17 protein-coding genes, 1 tRNA gene and 1 pseudogene are annotated in these 17,371 nt (G+C 65.0%); 13 read left to right on the top strand and 6 right to left on the bottom strand.

Annotated elements, in window-relative coordinates; genetic code table 11:
• Positions 1 to 11: 11 nt before the first annotated feature.
• On the bottom strand, positions 12 to 1,856 hold the full coding sequence (locus HDR50_RS10815) for a histone-lysine N-methyltransferase (RefSeq protein ID WP_291358161.1): 1,845 nt from the start codon (positions 1,854 to 1,856) through the stop codon (positions 12 to 14).
• A gap of 223 nt (positions 1,857 to 2,079) precedes the next feature.
• Between HDR50_RS10815 and HDR50_RS10810 the strand changes: the two genes are divergently transcribed.
• The 4 genes from HDR50_RS10810 to HDR50_RS10795 are packed head-to-tail and all read left to right on the top strand — an operon-like array spanning position 2,080 to position 7,205.
• Entirely contained in the window at positions 2,080 to 3,345 is a 1,266-nt protein-coding gene (locus HDR50_RS10810) for an O-acetylhomoserine aminocarboxypropyltransferase/cysteine synthase family protein (protein ID WP_291358160.1), read from the top strand.
• Between the two features lie 46 nt (positions 3,346 to 3,391).
• Complete coding sequence (locus HDR50_RS10805; RefSeq protein ID WP_291358159.1) at positions 3,392 to 5,197, top strand: TraB/GumN family protein; 1,806 nt, start codon at positions 3,392 to 3,394, stop codon at positions 5,195 to 5,197.
• The gene (locus HDR50_RS10800) at positions 5,191 to 6,063 is read left to right on the top strand and encodes a phosphatidylglycerol lysyltransferase domain-containing protein (RefSeq protein ID WP_291358158.1); all 873 of its coding nucleotides are present in this window, start codon (positions 5,191 to 5,193) and stop codon (positions 6,061 to 6,063) included. Before HDR50_RS10805 ends, HDR50_RS10800 begins: the two co-directional genes overlap by 7 nt.
• An 11-nt stretch (positions 6,064 to 6,074) precedes the next feature.
• Positions 6,075 to 7,205, top strand: a complete 1,131-nt coding sequence (locus HDR50_RS10795) for a radical SAM protein (protein WP_291358157.1) — start codon at positions 6,075 to 6,077, stop codon at positions 7,203 to 7,205.
• Positions 7,206 to 7,208: 3 nt separating this feature from the next.
• On the opposite strand, the gene HDR50_RS10790 is transcribed toward HDR50_RS10795, so the two are convergent.
• From HDR50_RS10790 to grpE, 5 genes are all read right to left on the bottom strand, one after another.
• Entirely contained in the window at positions 7,209 to 7,952 is a 744-nt protein-coding gene (locus tag HDR50_RS10790; protein WP_291358156.1) for a translation initiation factor 2, read from the bottom strand.
• Positions 7,952 to 9,196, bottom strand: a complete 1,245-nt coding sequence (locus tag HDR50_RS10785; protein ID WP_291358146.1) for an HD domain-containing protein — start codon at positions 9,194 to 9,196, stop codon at positions 7,952 to 7,954. Before HDR50_RS10785 ends, HDR50_RS10790 begins: the two co-directional genes overlap by 1 nt.
• Before the next feature lie 40 nt (positions 9,197 to 9,236).
• A complete protein-coding gene (argF, locus tag HDR50_RS10780) occupies positions 9,237 to 10,256 on the bottom strand; it encodes an ornithine carbamoyltransferase (RefSeq protein WP_291358145.1) in 1,020 nt (339 codons plus the stop codon).
• A 68-nt stretch (positions 10,257 to 10,324) separates the two neighbouring features.
• Positions 10,325 to 10,894, bottom strand: coding sequence for an N-acetyltransferase (locus HDR50_RS10775; protein WP_291358144.1), 570 nt, complete (start codon positions 10,892 to 10,894; stop codon positions 10,325 to 10,327).
• A gap of 187 nt (positions 10,895 to 11,081) precedes the next feature.
• Positions 11,082 to 11,750, bottom strand: a complete 669-nt coding sequence (gene grpE / locus HDR50_RS10770; protein ID WP_365817577.1) for a nucleotide exchange factor GrpE — start codon at positions 11,748 to 11,750, stop codon at positions 11,082 to 11,084.
• A gap of 181 nt (positions 11,751 to 11,931) precedes the next feature.
• Between grpE and hisD the strand changes: the two genes are divergently transcribed.
• The 9 genes and pseudogenes from hisD to HDR50_RS10725 all read left to right on the top strand — a co-directional run.
• Positions 11,932 to 13,254 carry a histidinol dehydrogenase gene (gene hisD, locus HDR50_RS10765; RefSeq protein WP_291358143.1) on the top strand — a complete coding sequence of 441 codons (1,323 nt, stop codon included), beginning with the start codon at positions 11,932 to 11,934 and terminating at the stop codon, positions 13,252 to 13,254.
• 35 nt (positions 13,255 to 13,289) lie between these two features.
• Positions 13,290 to 14,171, top strand: a complete 882-nt coding sequence (locus HDR50_RS10760; RefSeq protein WP_291358142.1) for a phosphoribosylaminoimidazolesuccinocarboxamide synthase — start codon at positions 13,290 to 13,292, stop codon at positions 14,169 to 14,171.
• Positions 14,172 to 14,218: 47 nt separating this feature from the next.
• Entirely contained in the window at positions 14,219 to 14,986 is a 768-nt protein-coding gene (locus HDR50_RS10755; protein ID WP_291358141.1) for an enoyl-ACP reductase, read from the top strand.
• A gap of 98 nt (positions 14,987 to 15,084) precedes the next feature.
• Positions 15,085 to 15,225 (top strand): hypothetical protein, encoded by a 141-nt coding sequence (locus HDR50_RS10750; protein WP_291358140.1) that lies wholly within the window; start codon positions 15,085 to 15,087, stop codon positions 15,223 to 15,225.
• Between the two features lie 54 nt (positions 15,226 to 15,279).
• Positions 15,280 to 15,459: a hypothetical protein gene (locus HDR50_RS10745; protein ID WP_291358139.1), complete on the top strand. Its 180-nt coding sequence runs from the start codon at positions 15,280 to 15,282 to the stop codon at positions 15,457 to 15,459.
• A 128-nt stretch (positions 15,460 to 15,587) separates the two neighbouring features.
• Positions 15,588 to 15,676: transfer RNA gene (locus HDR50_RS10740), tRNA-Ser, on the top strand.
• A 184-nt stretch (positions 15,677 to 15,860) separates the two neighbouring features.
• Positions 15,861 to 16,703: an integrase arm-type DNA-binding domain-containing protein gene (locus HDR50_RS10735; protein ID WP_291358138.1), complete on the top strand. Its 843-nt coding sequence runs from the start codon at positions 15,861 to 15,863 to the stop codon at positions 16,701 to 16,703.
• The gene (locus HDR50_RS10730) at positions 16,690 to 16,938 is read left to right on the top strand and encodes a hypothetical protein (RefSeq protein ID WP_291358137.1); all 249 of its coding nucleotides are present in this window, start codon (positions 16,690 to 16,692) and stop codon (positions 16,936 to 16,938) included. Before HDR50_RS10735 ends, HDR50_RS10730 begins: the two co-directional genes overlap by 14 nt.
• 265 nt (positions 16,939 to 17,203) lie before the next feature.
• Positions 17,204 to 17,371 (top strand): annotated as a pseudogene (locus tag HDR50_RS10725) (transposase); the annotation flags it as partial.

Raw genomic sequence — 17,371 nt, 5'->3', positions numbered from 1 at the left:
CCCATTGGGTATTATTCGGCGGCGTCTTCGCCGTCCTCGCCTTCGTCCGCCTCGCGCCTGAGCGCGCGCGCCCGCTTGAGCAATTGCTCAAGCTGGATGTCCCCGCTCACCACGCCCACGATACGGTCATTCTCGTCCGTCACCGCGCAGGAAACGGTGATGACGAGCTTCGCCGTGAAGTGCGACTGGTACACGTCCATGATATGCAAATCGCCCGTCTGCATGGGCAACCTAAACCACTCGCGCCCGGAAAAGTCATAGCCCGGATGCAGCGAGGCATAGTTGGCGGCGTATTCCGAATCCGCAATGGCAGAGCAGCACATGCGGCCCTCGGCGTCGGTGAGGCAGCAGAACTGGATGAAGGGATAGTCGGCCACGAAGGCGTCCAGCGCGGCGCAGGCCTCGGCGTCCAGCCGGCAGAGCGCCGGGCTTGCCGCGAGCCTGAGGATCAGGTTGGCCGCGAGCTCGCCGGCGAGCTTTTTCATGCGGTCGAATTCGCTGGCAAAAAGCTCGGGCATGTGCTGCTGGACGAGCGATTCCATCTCCTCGTGCGAAAGGCTCGTGGTGCGCCCGCTGTCGGCATAGAGCGCCATGATGGCGTCGTAGATCTTGCCCACGGCCGGGTGCTTCTTGGAGACCTGCTGCTCCTTCGAGAGGCCAAGGCTCGTGTTGATCCAATAGGCCACGCCCGCGCGGCCCGTCTTGTCGGTCACGATGATGGGCACCGGGCGCCCGAGCAGGCGCTTCGTATCGAAAATATTGTAGATCTCCTCGTTCTTGGCGAGGCCGTCCGCATGCACGCCGGCGCTGGTGGCGTTGAAATCGCGCCCCACAAAGGGATAATTGGGCGGGATGCGGTAATCCAGCTCGCGCTCGAAAAATTCCGCCACTTCGCTGAGCACCGTGGTGTCCGCCGCGGCGTCATCACCGGTGAGGGAGATGTACTCCACAAGCAGCGCCTCGAGCGGGGTGTTGCCCGTGCGCTCGCCGAAGCCGAAGAGCGTGCTGTTGACCGCGCCGCAGCCGTAGAGCCACGCGGTCACGCCATTGGCGAGCGCCATGTGGAAGTCGTTGTGGCCGTGCCACTCGAGCCACTCCCCGGGCACGCCGGCCTCATCGGTGAAGGCACGCACGATGCGCTGCACCGAGCGCGGCAGCGCCGCCCCGGGCCACGGCACGCCATAGCCCATGGTGTCGCAGAGGCGGATCTTCACCGGCATGCCGCTCTGGCGCGAAAGCTCCATGAGCCGCTGCGCGAGCGGCAGGCAGAAGCCGTAAATGTCCGCGCGCGTCACGTCCTCGAAGTGGCAGCGGGGGATGATGCCCCAGTCCAGTGCCTGGGCGGCGAGGTCGGTATACATGTCCATGGCCTGCTGCCGCGTCTTCCCGAGCTTGAGGAAGATGTGGTAGTCCGAAACGCTGGTCAGCATGCCGGTCTCGTCAAACTCCATGTCGCGGGCGAGCTTGAGGTCTTCACGGTTGGCGCGTATCCACGCTGTGACCCTGGGGAAGCGGTAACCGCGCGCGCGGCACACCTCCACGCACTTGCGGTCGCGCGGGGAATAGAGAAAAAACTCCGAGCCCGCGATGAGGCCGGTCTTGCCGCCGAGGCGGTGGAGAAAGTCGAACATCCGCGCCACCTGGCGCACCGTATAGGGGGGACGCGCCTGCTGGCCGTCGCGAAAGGTGGTGTCGGTGATACGCATCTGCGCGGCCGGGCGCGGCGAAAGCAGCACCTCGTCAAAGGTGGTGCGGCAGATGCTCGTATAAGGGAAAAGTTCCCGGAAGAGGCGGGGCTCTGCCGTATCCTGAAGCGAAAGGGCCCGGTCGCCGCCCGTGTGGTGGATGATGCTCATGAAAGTATCCTGCGCGTTGCCGCCTTATGGCGGTGCTGTTTCGGAAGCCCTGATTTATATCCCGTTCGGGCCGTGCCGTCCAGCGTTGCATCCGCGGCATTTCCGCGTATCATGGCCGCTTGTCAGGGAGGAGACATCGCGCTATTTTTCACAAATACTGCGCGAGCCGGGGGTACTTCCCCGCCCAAACGCCGCCTCTTCCCCCGAACCCAGGAGAACAGTCATGAAAGAAGCCACCAAGTGCCTCCACGCGGGCTACAGCCCGGAAAACGGCGAGCCGCGCGTGGTGCCCATCGTCCAGAGCACGACTTATGTCTACGATTCCACGGCCGAGGTGGCCCGGCTTTTCGACCTTGAGCAAGCGGGCTTTTTCTATTCCCGCATCGGCAACCCCACCGTTGACGCCGTGGAGCAGAAGATCGCCGCGCTCGAAGGCGGCGTTGGCGCGCTGTGCACCTCGTCCGGGCAGGCGGCGGTCATGCTCGCGGCGCTCAATCTCGCGCGGGCGGGCGACCACATCGTCAGCGCGACCAATGTTTACGGCGGCACCTTCAACCTGTTCAACACCATTTTCCGGCGCTTCGGCATCGAAACTACCTTCGTGGATCAGGGCGCCACGGATGAGGAGCTCGCCGCCGCCTTCAGGCCCAACACGCGCTTCGTCTATGGCGAGACCATCGCCAACCCGGCCCTGAGCGTGCTGGACATCGAGCGCTTCGCGAGGCTCGCGCACGAGCGCGGGCTGCCGCTGCTCGTGGACAATACCTTTGCGACGCCCATCCTCTGCCGCCCCTTCGAGTTCGGCGCGGATGTGGTCATCCACTCCACCACCAAGTACATGGACGGTCACGCCGTACAGCTCGGCGGCGTCATCGTGGACAGCGGCAATTTTGACTGGCGAAACGGCAACTTCCCGGAATTTACCGAGCCGGACGCCTCCTACCACGGCCTCGTCTATGCCGAGGCATTCGGACGCGCGGCCTATATCACCAAGGCGCGCGTGCAGCTCATGCGCGACCTCGGCTGCTGCCAGAGCGCCCAGGGGGCCTTTTATACCAATCTCGGCCTTGAGACCCTGCCCCTGCGCATGCAGAAGCACTCGGAAAACGCCGAGGCCGCCGCGCGCTGGCTGGAAGGCCAGGACAAGGTGGAGTGGGTGCGCTATCCCCGCCTGACGTGGGACCCGTATGCCAAGCTCGCCGCCAGGTACCTGCCCAACGGGTGCAGCGGCGTTGTCTCCTTCTCGTTCAGGGGGGGCCGTGAGGCCGGGGCGCGCTTCATCGACGCGCTTGAGCTCATCTCACTGGAGACGCATGTGGCCGACATCCGTACTTCCGTGCTGCATCCCGCCACTTCCACGCACCGCCAGCTTTCGGACGAGCAACTGACAGCTGCGGGCATCACCCCGGGCACCGTGCGCCTCTCGGTGGGCCTCGAAGCCTGGGACGACATCCGCGCGGACCTCCAACGCGGCATGGACGCCGCCTGAGATGTCCGGGCCGGCCGCGAACCCGCAGGGGCACCAAAAGCCCGCCATGGGGGACATGCTTGCGCGCATGGGCGCCCTCGCCCGCGTGCCCGAGCATTCGCTGTCGCTCATGACAGCCCTTTCGCAAGGGCTGCCCATCTGCATCGGACCGTATTTTTTCCTTGCCGCGGAAGACTGGCTCATGGCCGTGGCCTATCCTCTCGAGGGGCGCTACAGTCACGAGACCTTTAAAGGGGCACTTGAAGAAGCTCTGGAGCAAACCGGCGCCACGGCCTGCTGGGCCATCGGGCCCGATCTGCCCCCTCATTTCGCCGGGCACGTGACGGACAAGGATCGCTACTACGTCCTTTCCGCCAAGGCCAAGCCGCCTGCGCGGCTGCGCGGGCCGCTCAAAAAGGCGGCGGAAGTGCTCACCGTGACCGAAGGCACGGTGTTCACGCCCGAGCACCGGCGCCTGTGGGCCGAATTTCTCGGGCGCATCCAGCGCGGCGAGGCCGCTCCCATGGCGCCCCATGTGGCCGCGCTCTATGGGCGCACGCCTGAAGCCCTGGCCGAGGCCCGGGGCAGCCTGCGGCTCCTCGACGCCCGGGACGGCGAGGGTCGGCTCGCGGCCTGCCTGCTGCTCGACTATGCCCCTGAGAACTTCGTGAGCTATGTGCTCGGCGCCCACTCCCGCGCCCATCCCGTGCCCCACGCTTCCGACCTCCTGTTCGCCGCCATGCTCGAGCGCGCGCAGGCCGCGGGCAAGCGTTTCATCCACCTGGGTCTCGGCGTCAATGAGGGCATCCTGCGCTTCAAGCGCAAGTGGGGCGCCCGGCCCTCCTTCCCCTATGTCATGGCGGAATGGACGGAGGCACCGCGCACCACGGCAAAAGCTGGCGCCGCCGCTGCGCCGGCCGAAGGAAACATGCTGCAGGATGTGGCGCTCGCCTTCCTCCGCGCGCCGGCCGAGCGCCCCAGGATCATCGAGGACAGGCCGAGCCGCCGCCCCTTCGCCATGCTCTGGGAGGTGGAGAAGAACGGCCGCACCTCTTGGGTGGCGGGCACCGCGCACTTTTTCTGCCATTCCTTCGAGCCCTCGTTCCGCCGCCTCTTCCGCAAGGTGGACCATGTGCTCTTCGAGGGGCCGCTGGACGAAGGCTTCATGGCCGACGTGGACCGCGCGGGCCGCACGCCCCTCCCCGGGGCAACGCCCATCCTTGATTTGCTGGAAGAGGCGGACGTGCGCCGCCTCGAGCGCGTGGTGCACGGCCCGCAGGGGGCGCTCGCCAAAAGTTTCGGGCTGGTGCACGAGCGCAAGGTCGACGTGCGGTGGCTGCTCGCCCATGCGCGCCCCTGGTGCGCCTTTTTCAGCCTCTGGACAGCCTTTCTGGAGCGGCAGGGCTGGCGCGAATCCGTGGACATGGAGGCCTGGCGCGTGGCGCATGCCATGGGCAAGAACGTGGTGGGCATGGAGAGCCTTGAGGAACAGCTGGATTCGCTGGGTTCGCTGCCGCCCGAGCGTGTGGTGCGCTTCTTCCGCGCGTGCGACGGCTGGAAGGCGCTCTCGCGCAAGAACATGCGCGCCTATCTCGCCGGCGACCTCGAAGGCATGATGGGTTCGAGCGCGGAATTCCCCACGCGCACGGAATATGTCATCAGCCGCCGGGACCAGCGCTTCAGGGAGCGCATGCGGCCCTATCTTGAGGAAGGCCGCGCCGCGGTCTTCGTGGGCTCGGCGCACATGGTCAATTTGCGGCACATGCTGGCGGAAGACGGTTTCAGCGTCCGCCAGGCACCGTTCGGCCTTTTGCCGCGCCTCAAGCTCAGGCTGCGGCGCATGCGGCGCGGCGGGGAGGATGTGGCATGGTAGCCGGGGCTTCACATCTCGCACACATCACGACGGCCGCGCTCACGCCCGACCAGTTGCTCCCCTATGTGCGGGCCGTTTCCGGGCTGGAGAGCCGCCTTTGCGGCGGCTGTGCGCTCCACCACGGGGGCGGCCAGGCGGTATTGGTGGCCTATCCCGCCGGCAAACCGGATGACGGGAGCGCCGTTGACGCCGCCGTGACCGAGGCCCTGGCGCTCCCGGGGCTGGAGCGCCTGACGGTGATTGCCGCGCGCCGCCCGAGCGCAGCCCCCGCCCATGCGGAAAGCACGAAAGACGCGTACTGGTCTCTTCCCCTGCCCCTCGCCGTTCCGGCCGGGCGCGCCGGCCAAAAGATCCGCAACCTTTTGCGCCGCGCCGCGCGGGAAACAGTCATTGAGCAAAGCGGCGGCGCCGGCGACTGGACGGCAGAGCACGCCGCCCTTGCCGAAGCCTTCATCGTGAGGAAGGGCGCGGAGGTGGATGAGGGCAGCAGCTACATTTTCCGCAAGCTCGGGGACTATCTCGCCGCCGCGCCGGACGCGCGCCTCTTTTCCGCGCGGGATGCGGCGGGGCGCCTCCTCGCCTGCGCCATCGGGGATTATTCCTCCTTCTCGACGGCCTTTTACATGTTCGCCTTCCGTTCGCCGGACGCGCCCCCGGGCACGGCCGACGCCCTCCTCGCCGCCCTTGCCGCCGAAGGCGCCGCGCGTGGCCACAGCCTGCTCAACCTCGGCCTCGGCATGGGCGCCGGCGTGAGCTTTTTCAAGAAAAAGTGGGGCGCCACGCCCTTTTTGCCCTGTGTGGAAACGAGCTGGAGCCCGCAGCCGGAAAAAAAACACGGCTGGCTTGGCAGGCTCTTCGGGCACTGAGGGGAGGGGTCATGCGCGACGCAGAACATGAAATTCCCAGCCCAAGCGGCGCGACGCGGCCCGACCCGCTGGCCGACCCGGCCTTCCGGGCGCCCGGTTTCCTCGAGCGCCTGCGCGAGGCTTTTTTGGGCGTGCAGCGCCCGCTCGACTGCCTCCAGGTGGAAGTGACCTCGCGCTGCGCTGGGCGCTGTGTCTATTGCCCGCATACCACGGCCGGCGCCACCTGGAAGAGCCGCCACATGCCCGACGAGGTCTTCGCGGCGCTCTGGCCCTTCCTGCGCGGCGCCCAGCGGGCGCACCTCCAGGGCTGGGGTGAACCCCTCCTGCACCCGCGCTTCCTCGACTATGTGGCCCTGGCGCGCCGGGCCGGCTGCGCCGTGTCCAGCACCTCCTGCGGCCTCAGGATGGACGCGGAGCTCGCGCGCAAGCTCGCGCAAAGCGGCATGGATCTTCTGGCCTTTTCGCTGGTCGGCACGGACGAGGCCAGCAACGACGCACGCGCGGGCGTGCCCTTTGCGCGCGTGTGCGAAAGCGTGCGCCAACTCCGCGCCGCCATCAGGGAGGCCGGACGCCCTGCCGACGGCGAGCCGCTGGAGATCCATTTCGCCTATCTGATGCTCTCCGACAGGATGGAGGCCGCCCGCGGGCTGCCCGCGCTCATGGACGAGCTGGACGTGGACATGGCCGTGGTGAGCACCCTGGATTATCTCGCGCTCCCCGGGCAACAGGAACTCGCCTTCACCCCAGAGGAGACGGAAAAGATCGCCCGGGCCCGCGAGATACTGGAACACATCGCCGCCGAGGCTGACTCGCGGGGCCGCATCATCCACTTCGCCCTGCCCGGGGCCGAGGCCGTGGCCGACGCCGGCGGCTGCCGCGAAAATGTGGCGCGGAGCTGCTACGTGGACGCGGACGGCAAGATCTCGCCCTGCGTGTATCTCAATGTGCCGGACAACGCAGGTGAAGCAGCAGTGGGACAGGCCCTCGGCGGCGATGGGCGCCGCAGGGTCTTTGGCGATGTGCGCGCCGAAGCGCCGTGGGATATCTGGAACAAGCAGGAATTTGCGGACTTTCGGGAAGCTCTCGTGCGCAATGCGCCTGACGCGGCCTGCCTTGTCTGCCCCAAGCGCTTCGAGCGCTGAGCCTCAGCGGCCGTTTTCCCTCAGGATAAGGCGCAGGGTGTCGGCCTCAGGGCCGCTCGTGCCGGCAAGGCGCGTCCGCACGCGTTCCTGCACGGCCGCATGCCGTGGCGCCATGTCATAGAGCAGGGCCGCGGCGGCGGCGCTGCCCGCAAAACCCGCCTCCCCTTGCCGCCCGGCCGCGTTGAGCCGGGCATAGCTGAGGGTCGCGTCAATGAGGCGATCGAGCCATACCGCATCGCCCGAGGCCATATAGGCGCCCCAGAACATGCGCGGCACCGCGGGCTCTCCCGGCTGCCACGCGGCAAGGGGCGCCGGGCTGCGGCCCATATGCGCCCGCAGGGTGGAGTCGGCCGGCGTGAGCAGCCTGTCGAGCAGTTGGCGCTCGTTTGAAAACCCCCCGAGATGCGCGGCCCAGGCCAGGGTGCGCCGGGCGTCGGCCGCCGCTCCGCCCGGAAGGGACTCCGCGCCGTCCGCCAGCGCCTCCAGCGAGGCCTTGCGCTTTGCCGCGAGCTCCCCAAGGAAAGCCGCCACCACGAGGCGCTTTTCGCCGTGGCCGAGCACGCCCTGCGTCGCCAGGGTGCGCAAAAGCCCGGGCAATACCTCGGGGCGGGGCTTCTGGTAATAAAATTCCATGTCGCGGGCGTAGTGTGTCATGCCCTTGGAAAGCTGCATCTCGGCTGCCCGGCACGGCGAAAAAGCCAGCAGGGCGAGCGAGAACGCTAAGGCGAGGGCAGCTAAACCGCGCATCAGTCAAAATCCGCGAGCAGCGCCTCGAGCTGGAGCACGGGCTCGAGCCTGCTTTCGTTGAGCTTGCCCTTGAGGCGCGCCTCGGCCGCCACCAGATGCGGCGAGGAGACACCGTTGCGGATGGAGCTGTGCGCCTCAAGAAAGGCGGCGAGCCAGTCGCAGATCTTGAGGAGCTGCCCGTCCTTGGGGTCGTCCTCGTCGCGGTTGTAGCGGCGCTGGAGCTCGTCAAAGCCGTCCACGGCCACGACGGCGCCGGCCTCGCGCCGGCACTCCTGGAATTCCGAGCCCACTTCGAGCCCGAGATAATAGGCGATGCGCGCCACGAGCTCCCCGAAGCCCTCCTTGCGCAAGGGCCCGAGGATGCGCCGCTCGAGCTCGTCCTCCTCGTATTCCTTGATGAGTTGCGGCAGGCTGGAGATGGACTGCTTCACCGGCGAGATGATGTCGCGTGTCAGAAGCTCGGGCAGGTCATGGAACAGGCCGCAGAAAAAGTTGTTGACCGAGCGCGCCGGGCAGGCGCCCACCCCGAGGCTGAAAAAGTAGCCCAGGGAAGCCACGATGAACATGTGCCCGAGCACGGAGGTGGCCGGGATGCGCGGGGCCTGCGTCCAGCGGATCTGGAAGCGCAGCTGGCCGCAAAGATTGGCGAAACGCGCGAGCGCCGTGCCCGGGATGAGCAGCGAGTCCATGCCGCGCAAGCCGCGCAGGGTGTTGAGCCGCTCCACGAAGGACTGGCCGATGGAATCCATTTCATCGTCAAAGCCGTTGAGCGGCCTGATGATCTGGAATTCCCACTGCGAGGCGTAGAGATGGGCCGCGGTGAGGATGCGCCGGTCAAGGCTGTCCTCGCCCGCGCCCTCCAGATGCCAGGCGCGCATGCGCTCCCAGAAGGGGCCGAGCGGCGCCAGCACGGGCTCAAGGCGACCGAGCACATATTCCGTGAGCTGGCGGTAATGTTCGGGATTTTCCTTGATTTTGTAGAAAACCGGCGGCTTGATGTCCGTGATGATGCAGCGGTAAAAATAGTCGAAAAGACCGCCCTCGATGATTTTCTGCCCGAGGGCCGTGCGCTCTGGCGCCGGCATGTCGCGAGAGTTTTCCTGCCAGAGCGCGCAGGCGAGCAGCATCTTGTGCGCCTGCTTGTCGATTTCCTGCAATTCCACGGGGCGCAGCTTGTCGTTCCAGCGCAGGAGATAGGCGCCGGAAAAGAGCAGTTGCAGCAGGTTTTTGCGAATGGTCGGCATCCGGCCTCCGATCAGATGGGGGCGGGCTCGCGCGCCCCGCCTACTCGGGAAATTCCAGCGGCCTTGACGCCAGCGTGGCCACCATGACCGCCTTGATGGTGTGGAGGCGGTTTTCCGCCTCCTGAAAGACCACGCTGCGCGGGGACTCGAACACCGCGTCGTCCACCTCCATGCACTCGATGCCGAAACGGCGGTATATCTGCTCGCCGATCTCGGTCTTGCGGTCATGGAAGGCCGGCAGGCAATGGAGGAAGCGGCAGTCGGGATTGCCCGTGAGCTGCATGACCCTTTCTGTGACGCGGTAGGGCGTGAGCAGGCGGATGCGCTCCTTCCAGACCTCGTCGGGCTCGCCCATGGAGACCCAGACATCCGTATAGAGAAAATCGCTGCCGCGCACGCCCTCCTCCACGCTTTCCGTGCGCGTGATGCGCGCGCCGGTGCGCTCGCCGATGTGGCGCGCCATCTCATAGACCTCGTCCGAGGTCCAGAGCTCCCTCGGGGCCACCGAGCAAAAATCCACGCCCAGCATGGCCGAGCCCACCATGAGCGAATTGCCCATGTTGTAGCGCGCGTCGCCCAGATAGGCGAGGCGCTGCTGGTCAAGCGGCTTCGGGCAGGTTTCGCGCATGGTGAGCATGTCGGCGAGCAACTGGGTGGGGTGCCACTCGTTGGTCAGGCCGTTCCACACCGGCACGGAGGCGTATTCGGCGAGCGCCTCCACCCGCGCCTGTTCGAAGCCGCGGTACTCGATACCGTCGAAAAAGCCGGAGAGCACGCGCGCGGTATCTGCCAGGGATTCCTTCTTGCCCATCTGCGAGCCCGTGGGGCCGAGATAGGTGACGTGCGCCCCCTGGTCATGGGCGCCCACCTCAAAGGCGCAGCGGGTGCGCGTGGAGTCTTTCTCAAAGAGCAGCGCGATATTGCGCCCCTCGAGAAAGCGCGGCTCGCGCCCGGCCTTCTTGGCCGCTTTGAGGCGCGCCGCGAGGTCGAGAAGATAGACGAGGTCTTCGGGAGTGAAGTCGATCTCTTTGAGAAAATCCCTGCCTGCAAGCCTGTTCATATGAGTGCTCCGGCCGCCTGGGGCGTGTGATGATGGGATGGAGTGGGGCTGCTCTGCCGGGCGCGGTCTCAGTCCGTGAGGGAGCGGATCATGCCGATTTCGTCACAGCGGTAGAACTTGGGGCACTTGCTGCACTCCACCCAGACGATGGGGGGCAGGTTTTCGCGCTCAAATTCCCTGAAACCGCAATTGCGGAAAAACGAGGCCACCAGCGTGAACACGAAGACCCGCGGGATGCCCAGGTCGCGGCAACGCTCCACCAGGGCGGCCACGAGCTTGCGCCCGAGGCCCCTGTCCTGGCAGGACTGGTGCACCGCTATGGAGCGGATCTCTGCGAGGTCGGACCAGAGCACATGAAGGGCGCCGCACGCGACGACCGTCTCGGCGCCGTTTTCCGCCGAGGGCGCCGTCACCACCATGTAGTCCTGAATATGCTGATAGAGATACTGCGGCCCACGGGCCAGCATGACGTTGGAGGACGCATACTGGTTGATGAGGGCCGACATGCCATGCACGTCCGACACGCGCGCCGGGCGTATCTCGAGCTTCGTGTCGGCCGTGAGGCGCACTTCGGGAACAGTGGTGGGAACAGTGGAAGGAACGCTTCCGACCTCAAAGCGGGGGATGTCGATGGGCATGGCGCGGAACCTGCGAAAGAAAGAGTGAACGCCACGGCCAAAAAGGCCAATGCGCCCGCCAGCGCATGACCAGCCCTTGTATGGGGCCAGCCATGCGCGCCGGGCGCCGTAAAAAGCTGTTCCTACTGGAACCTGCGGCGAATGTCCACTAGAACGCGGCCATCGCCGGCCGGAACCGCTGCCGGGGCTACTGGTTGATCATCACCTTGGCCGCGCGGAGGAGCCGGTCATTGAGCTTGTAGCCGCGCTGCATGACCCGTGTGACCGAACCCGGGGCGAGATCCTGGTTGGGCTCGAAACCGACGGCTTCGTGGACCTCGGGGTTGAACTCCTCGCCCACCTCCCCGAGCGCCTTGAGGCCGTTCTTTTCCAGCGCGTCCAAAAGGAGCTTGCGCGTCATGGAAACGCCCTGGAGCATGTCCTTGCAGGCCTCGTGCTGGCTGCCGTATTGCAGGGCGAGGTCAAGGTTGTCGAGGCTCGGCAAAAGGTCGCCGAGGACGCGTTCCGCCGCGAAGCGCATCTGCTCCTGGTGCTCACGCGTGAGTCGCTTCTTGAAATTTTCCATCTCGGCGGCGGTGCGCAGGCGCAGTTCTTCCATCTCCGCCTTGCAGCGGGCCAGGGCCTCGTCGTCCGCGGGGGCGGCTTCAGGCGCCGGGGCGCCCTCCTTTTCGGGGGCGGGCTCCGTCACGTCGCGCACGGCGTCGGCCTGGTCGGCAAGATCGTCGCCCTGGGCCTGCCCGGTCGCGCCGAAGGGGCCGTCTTCCATGGCGGCCACATGGCGTTCCCTCTCCTCCTCGTGGCGGCGGGCCTCATGCGGGGAGTGTGCGCTATAATAAGGGTGCATCTTATGACGCATCTTGGTTCCTCCTCATGGATGGGTGCGCGGGCCGGGGAAGCGCCCCCGCCCCGCGGCGCGTTGCCATTGTGGTACGTTTGCGCGGCGCCAGTGTCAAGATGCGGGCGCCCAAAGTCGGCGCGCGGCTCGACATTCGCCCGGCATTCCTGTACACCACTTGCACGATGCGAGGAGACCATCCATGACATGCCGCCTGCTCCACATCCAGAATGAAAAAGACTGGGCCCAGGCCTCCGGCTGGCTCGCCGGCCGCACCACGCCCGACGCCGGCGTGGAGAGCGCCGTGCGCGAGATCATCGCCAATGTGCGCGAGCGCGGCGACGCGGCCCTGGTTGACTACACGCGAAAGTTCGACGCCCCGGAGTTTACCCTGCCCGTGCGGGTGAGCCCGCAGGAGATCGCGCGGGCCGCAGCCTCCGTGCCCGTGGAGAGCCGGGAATACATTTACGGCGCCGCGGCCAATATCCGCACCTTCCATGAGGCGCAGCTGGATCGTTCATGGTTCGTGACGCGCCCGGACGGCACCATCCTCGGGCAGCGCGTGCTCCCGGTGGACGCCGTCGGCCTCTATGTGCCCGGCGGCCAGGGCGGCAACACCCCGCTCATCTCGAGCCTGCTCATGAACGCCATCCCGGCACAGGTGGCCGGCGTGGCGCGCCTTGCCATCTGCACGCCCCCGCGCGCGGACGGCAGCATAGACCCGCACCTCCTGGCCGCGGCGCATCTTCTGGACATTGAGGAGGTCTACCGCGTGGGCGGCGCCTGGAGCATCGCGGCGCTCGCTTTTGGCACGGACAGCATGCCCCGCGTGGACGTTATCGCGGGCCCGGGCAATATCTATGTCACCACGGCCAAGCGCCTCCTGCAGGGCATGGTGGGCATCGACATGATCGCCGGCCCGAGCGAAGTGCTCATCCTCGCCGACGACAGCGCCAATGCCGCCTGGGTGGCGGCCGACATGCTCTCCCAGGCGGAGCACGACGCCCTCGCCTGCGCCATCTGCGTGACCGATTCTCCGCGCCTCGCCGAGCGCCTGCCGCAGGAGCTGGAACGGCAGTGCGCCGAGCTCCCCCGCGCCGAGATCGCCTCCCGCTCCCTCACGGACTGGGGCTGCATCGCCGTTGTGCCCGACCTCTCCACTGCCGTGGCCATCGCCAACCAGGTGGCGCCGGAGCATCTGGAGATCTGCACGCGCGACCCGTGGGCCGTGCTCCCCCACATCCGGCACGCGGGCGCGGCCTTCCTCGGGCAGCACAGCCCGGAACCCGTGGGCGACTACTACGCGGGCCCGAACCATGTGCTGCCCACCCTTGGGACGGCGCGCTTTTCCTCCGCGCTCTCCGTGCAGACATTTTGCAAAAAAACGAGCATCATCGCGGCCTCGCCGGCATTTCTTGACAAAAATGCCGAGGCCATCACCGGCCTCGCCCGCCTGGAGGGGCTGGAAGCGCATGCCCGCTCCGTGGAAGCGCGGCGCAAGCGCGGGGCGGGCATGCTGAAATAAGGCGCTGCGGCCCCCAAGCCAAGAAGGAAGACACAATGAAAGTTGTCACCAAAACGGACATCACCGCCTATCCCCTGCGTTCGCGCGGCAAGGTGCGTGACATCTATGAGATCGACGATGACACCCTGCTCATCGTCACCACGGACCGCATGTCCGCCTTTGATGTCATCATGGCCGAGCCCATCCCTTACAAGGGCGTCATCCTCAACAAGCTCACCCTCTACTGGATGCGCAAATTTGAGGACATCGTGCCCAATCACATCCTTGAAAGCGATGTGGATCGTTTCCCCGCGGCGCTCGCACCGTGGAAGGACGAGCTTGAGGGGCGCGCCGTCATCGTGCGCAAGGCCGAGCCCCTGCCCGTGGAATGCATCGTCCGCGGCTATATCACCGGCTCGGGCCTCAAAAATTATGAAGCCACGGGCATGATCTGCGGGCACAAGCTCCCGGCCGGGCTGCGCGAGGCGGACAAGCTGGAGCCCGCCCTCTTCTGCCCCTCCACCAAGGCGGAACTGGGCCAGCACGATGAAAACATCACCCTGGCCCAGGCGGCGGCGCTGCTCGGCGACGAAACCGCAAGGAACGTTTCGTCCCTGTCGCTCGAGCTCTATAACGCGGGCAGCGCCCACGCGGCGAAGCGCGGCATCATCGTGGCGGACACGAAGTTCGAGTTCGGCTTCATCAACGCCACCCTGCACCTCATCGACGAGGTGCTCACGCCGGACTCCTCGCGCTTCTGGCCCGCTGCCAGCTACGCACCGGGCAAGGTGCAGCCCAGTTTTGACAAGCAGTACCTGCGCAACTGGCTCAGTGCCCAGCCGTGGAACAAGGAGCCGCCGCCGCCAACCCTGCCGCAGGATGTCATCGACGCCACCGCAAAACGCTATCAGGAAGCCTACGACATACTGACGAAGTGACGCCGGCGCCCCGCCGGAGCCTTCTGCCAAGCGCCAAAGGAGGAACTATGCTGCTCGAAGGAAAGAAAGCCCTGATCATGGGCCTCGCGAACAACAGAAGCATTGCCTGGGGCATCGCCTCCAGCCTCAAGGCCCACGGCGCGCGCCTGGCCTTCAACTATGTGGGCGACGCCATCAAGAAGCGCGTGGAACCCCTGAGCGCCGAACTGGGCGGCGAATTCACCTTCCAGTGCGACGTGACCGACGATGCGCAGATCGCCCATGCGGCGGAGCTCGTCAAGGAGCACTGGGGCGGCCTCGACATCCTCGTGCATTCGCTCGCCTTCGCCAACCGCGAGGACCTGGTTGGCCGCTTCATCGATACCTCGCGGGACGGCTTCAAGCTGGCCCTCGACATTTCGGCCTATTCCCTCACCGGGCTGTGCCGGGCCTTTGAACCGCTCTTTTCCGAAAACGCCTCGGTCATCTCCATGACCTACCTGGGTTCCACGCGCATCATCCCGGGCTACAATGTCATGGGTGTGGCCAAGGCCGCGCTGGAAGCCTCGGTGCGCTATCTCGCCTATGACCTCGGCCCCAGGGGCGTGCGCGTGAACGCCATCAGCGCGGGCCCCATCAAGACGCTGGCCGCCTCGGCCGTGTCCAGCCTGAAAGATATTTTCACCCATGTGGAGGCCAATTCGCCCCTGCGCCGCAATGTCAGCACCATGGATGTGGGTGGCACCGCCGTCTTCCTCGCGTCGGAGCTGTCGCGCGGCGTCACCGGCGCGACCATCTATGTGGACAGCGGCTTCAACCAGATCGGCGCCGCCTAGGGGGCGAACCGGGCCTTTGCGGCAAGTGGAGCTGGAGCGGCTTCAGGCTGTAGAAACGCTTGTGGCGCCGCGAACGTAACCCGGATGAGGTGAACGCCGTGGACTATATTAACGCCATCGGCATCGCCCTTTTCGCCCTCTTCGGCCTCTGGGCATTCCAGAAGGGCTCCGAAGCGCGCAAGAACGGGCGCCGGCGCCCCGAGGAGCGGCCTGGGAGACGCGAGGACGACGGGGAATAAACGGGCAGCGCCCCCCGCTGGCGGTTTCGCCGTTCGGAAACACACGGAGGCACCATGTTTTGGAGCATCCTTGTCATTACGCTGGTAGCCGGCCTGGCTTGGTTCATCAGAAAAGGCACCAAGGGCACGCCCTTCGCGCATCGCTGCCCCTGTACGCCCTATGTGGCGCATCTGAAATGGCGCGAAAACGGCGATACGCCCCCGGAAGGGAAAAAGCCCGAACAATTGTGGTGAAGCTGTAAGGTCTTGCGGCCCAGGTCTGAGCCCCTCGGCCGTCATATTTTTTAACGCCCGCCGCCAGGCTTGCGTTCTTGCTTGAACTGAGGTAAATATATCCGTTCCTGCTGCTGGGAACGGGTTACGGAGAGGTGTCCGAGCTGGTCTAAGGAGCACGATTGGAAATCGTGTGTGGGTAACACCACCGGGAGTTCGAATCTCCCCCTCTCCGCCACAGTGTTATCCATCTTGGTTCGGGACAGCCCAAAAAACCTTGCTTGGCAAGGGATTAGGCAAAACGGACTGTCCCGCCAAGAGCGATTAGTCCATAGACACCCACCAGTTTAAGGGGTAGTCCGAGGGGTATATAAACCTCTTGCCAGGAGAATACCCCATGCCCCTCACCGACACCGCGCTCCGTGCGGCTAGGCCCCTCGACAAGCCACAAACTTTTTGATGGCAACGGCCTTTTTCTTTTCATCTCCCCGCATGGCACCAAAAGCTGGCGTGTCAAATACCATTTCCAAGGCCGCGAAAAGCTCCTCACGCTGGGCACATACCTCTTACTTTCTCTGAAAGAGGCGCGCGAAGCCTGCGCTGCCGCCAAAAAACAATTGAGCAGCGGCGTTGACCCTGGGGCCGAGAAAAAGCTGCGGGCGAAAAGCCTCCAGACGCCCTTTGAGGCCGTGGCACGGGAGTGGCACGCCAATCAGAACGCTGTCTGGACCAAAAATTACGCCAAAGACGTGATGGAGCGGATCGCCAAAGACATCTTCCCCTATCTGGGCAATCACCCTATTGCGGAAATCACGCCGCCAGAATTGCTTTCCGTCCTTCGCAAAATTGAAATTTGCGGCGCGGTAGACCAAGCCCATCGGGTCCGGGGCATCTGTTCCCTAATTTTTCGCTATGCCATCGCCACAGGGCGCCCCGAGCGCGACACGGCTGCCGATTTGCGAGACGCGCTCAAAACGCGTGTCGTGACACCGCGCCCCGCCATTACCGAACCGAAAGCCATTGGCGGTCTCCTGCGGGCCATCGATGACTTCCCCGGTACCTTCACTGTCAAGGCGGGGCTGCAACTGCTGGCGCTGACCTTCTTGCGCCCCAGTGAGGTGCGCCTCGGGGAGTGGGCGGAAATCGACTTCGAGGAAAATCTTTGGCGCATTCCTGCCAAACGCATGAAGATGCGTCATGACCATCTGGTGCCACTTTCTTCGCAATCGTTGAAAATTCTGCATACGCTGCATGACACGATATGAGTGGAGACGCACGTTTGATGTTTCCGAGGCTGCGTTCCCCGACAAAGCGCTCAGTGATGCCGCCTTCATCGTGGCACTCCGGCGTATGGGATATGGCAAGGAAGAAATGTGTGCGCATGGGTTCCGCCCGATGGCTTCAACATTACTCAATGAACAAGGCTATTCTGCCGATGTGATTGAAAAGCAATTGGCACATAATCCTAGAGGAAAGATACGAGACATTTATAATCGCTAGAAATATCTTAACTAACTTATGAGAATAACAAATTTTAGGATGTAGATGGATATTTGTGGCTGGCCTTGAGCGGGTCAAGATAGTCAGCTCACCTCTGAAGCATTTTGCGGCGTTTATCCAGATAGGAGGCATGGTTATAGGCATCCCGAACGGTATTCTGCTCCTTGTGGCAAGCTGGGCTTCGATGATATCGCCGTCAAAGCTGACCCCTCCCCCAAAAACAGGTCCATTGAAAAGTTAGTGTTCCTGGCATAGGAGCACTTCCATGAAACGGAGTCGATTCAGCGAAGAGCAGATCATCGGGATTTTGCGTTAGGCAGAGGCCGGTATACGCGTAGTGGATTTATGCCGTAAGCACGGTATTTCGGACGCTACCTTCTATAAGTGGCGGGCAAAGTATGGCGGCATGGATGTTTCCGATGCCATGCGCCTG

Source organism: Desulfovibrio sp. (genome assembly GCF_014803725.1).
Classification (GTDB): domain Bacteria; phylum Desulfobacterota; class Desulfovibrionia; order Desulfovibrionales; family Desulfovibrionaceae; genus Desulfovibrio.
Note: the sequence above shows the minus strand (reverse complement) of the source record. Positions and strands in the feature narration are given on the sequence as shown.

What these genes read in the sequence shown, in the direction of transcription:
- HDR50_RS10755 (WP_291358141.1), top strand. Translation starts at nt 14,219, where the DNA reads ATGCTGCTCGAAGGAAAGAAAGCCCTGATCATGGGCCTCGCGAACAAC.
- HDR50_RS10790 (WP_291358156.1), bottom strand. Translation starts at nt 7,952, where the DNA reads ATGCGCGGTTTAGCTGCCCTCGCCTTAGCGTTCTCGCTCGCCCTGCTG.
- argF (WP_291358145.1), bottom strand. Translation starts at nt 10,256, where the DNA reads ATGAACAGGCTTGCAGGCAGGGATTTTCTCAAAGAGATCGACTTCACT.
- HDR50_RS10815 (WP_291358161.1), bottom strand. Translation starts at nt 1,856, where the DNA reads ATGAGCATCATCCACCACACGGGCGGCGACCGGGCCCTTTCGCTTCAG.
- HDR50_RS10760 (WP_291358142.1), top strand. Translation starts at nt 13,290, where the DNA reads ATGAAAGTTGTCACCAAAACGGACATCACCGCCTATCCCCTGCGTTCG.
- HDR50_RS10785 (WP_291358146.1), bottom strand. Translation starts at nt 9,196, where the DNA reads ATGCCGACCATTCGCAAAAACCTGCTGCAACTGCTCTTTTCCGGCGCC.
- hisD (WP_291358143.1), top strand. Translation starts at nt 11,932, where the DNA reads ATGACATGCCGCCTGCTCCACATCCAGAATGAAAAAGACTGGGCCCAG.
- HDR50_RS10730 (WP_291358137.1), top strand. Translation starts at nt 16,690, where the DNA reads ATGACACGATATGAGTGGAGACGCACGTTTGATGTTTCCGAGGCTGCG.
- HDR50_RS10810 (WP_291358160.1), top strand. Translation starts at nt 2,080, where the DNA reads ATGAAAGAAGCCACCAAGTGCCTCCACGCGGGCTACAGCCCGGAAAAC.
- HDR50_RS10745 (WP_291358139.1), top strand. Translation starts at nt 15,280, where the DNA reads ATGTTTTGGAGCATCCTTGTCATTACGCTGGTAGCCGGCCTGGCTTGG.
- HDR50_RS10805 (WP_291358159.1), top strand. Translation starts at nt 3,392, where the DNA reads ATGGGGGACATGCTTGCGCGCATGGGCGCCCTCGCCCGCGTGCCCGAG.
- HDR50_RS10775 (WP_291358144.1), bottom strand. Translation starts at nt 10,894, where the DNA reads ATGCCCATCGACATCCCCCGCTTTGAGGTCGGAAGCGTTCCTTCCACT.
- HDR50_RS10795 (WP_291358157.1), top strand. Translation starts at nt 6,075, where the DNA reads ATGCGCGACGCAGAACATGAAATTCCCAGCCCAAGCGGCGCGACGCGG.
- HDR50_RS10800 (WP_291358158.1), top strand. Translation starts at nt 5,191, where the DNA reads ATGGTAGCCGGGGCTTCACATCTCGCACACATCACGACGGCCGCGCTC.
- grpE (WP_365817577.1), bottom strand. Translation starts at nt 11,750, where the DNA reads ATGCGTCATAAGATGCACCCTTATTATAGCGCACACTCCCCGCATGAG.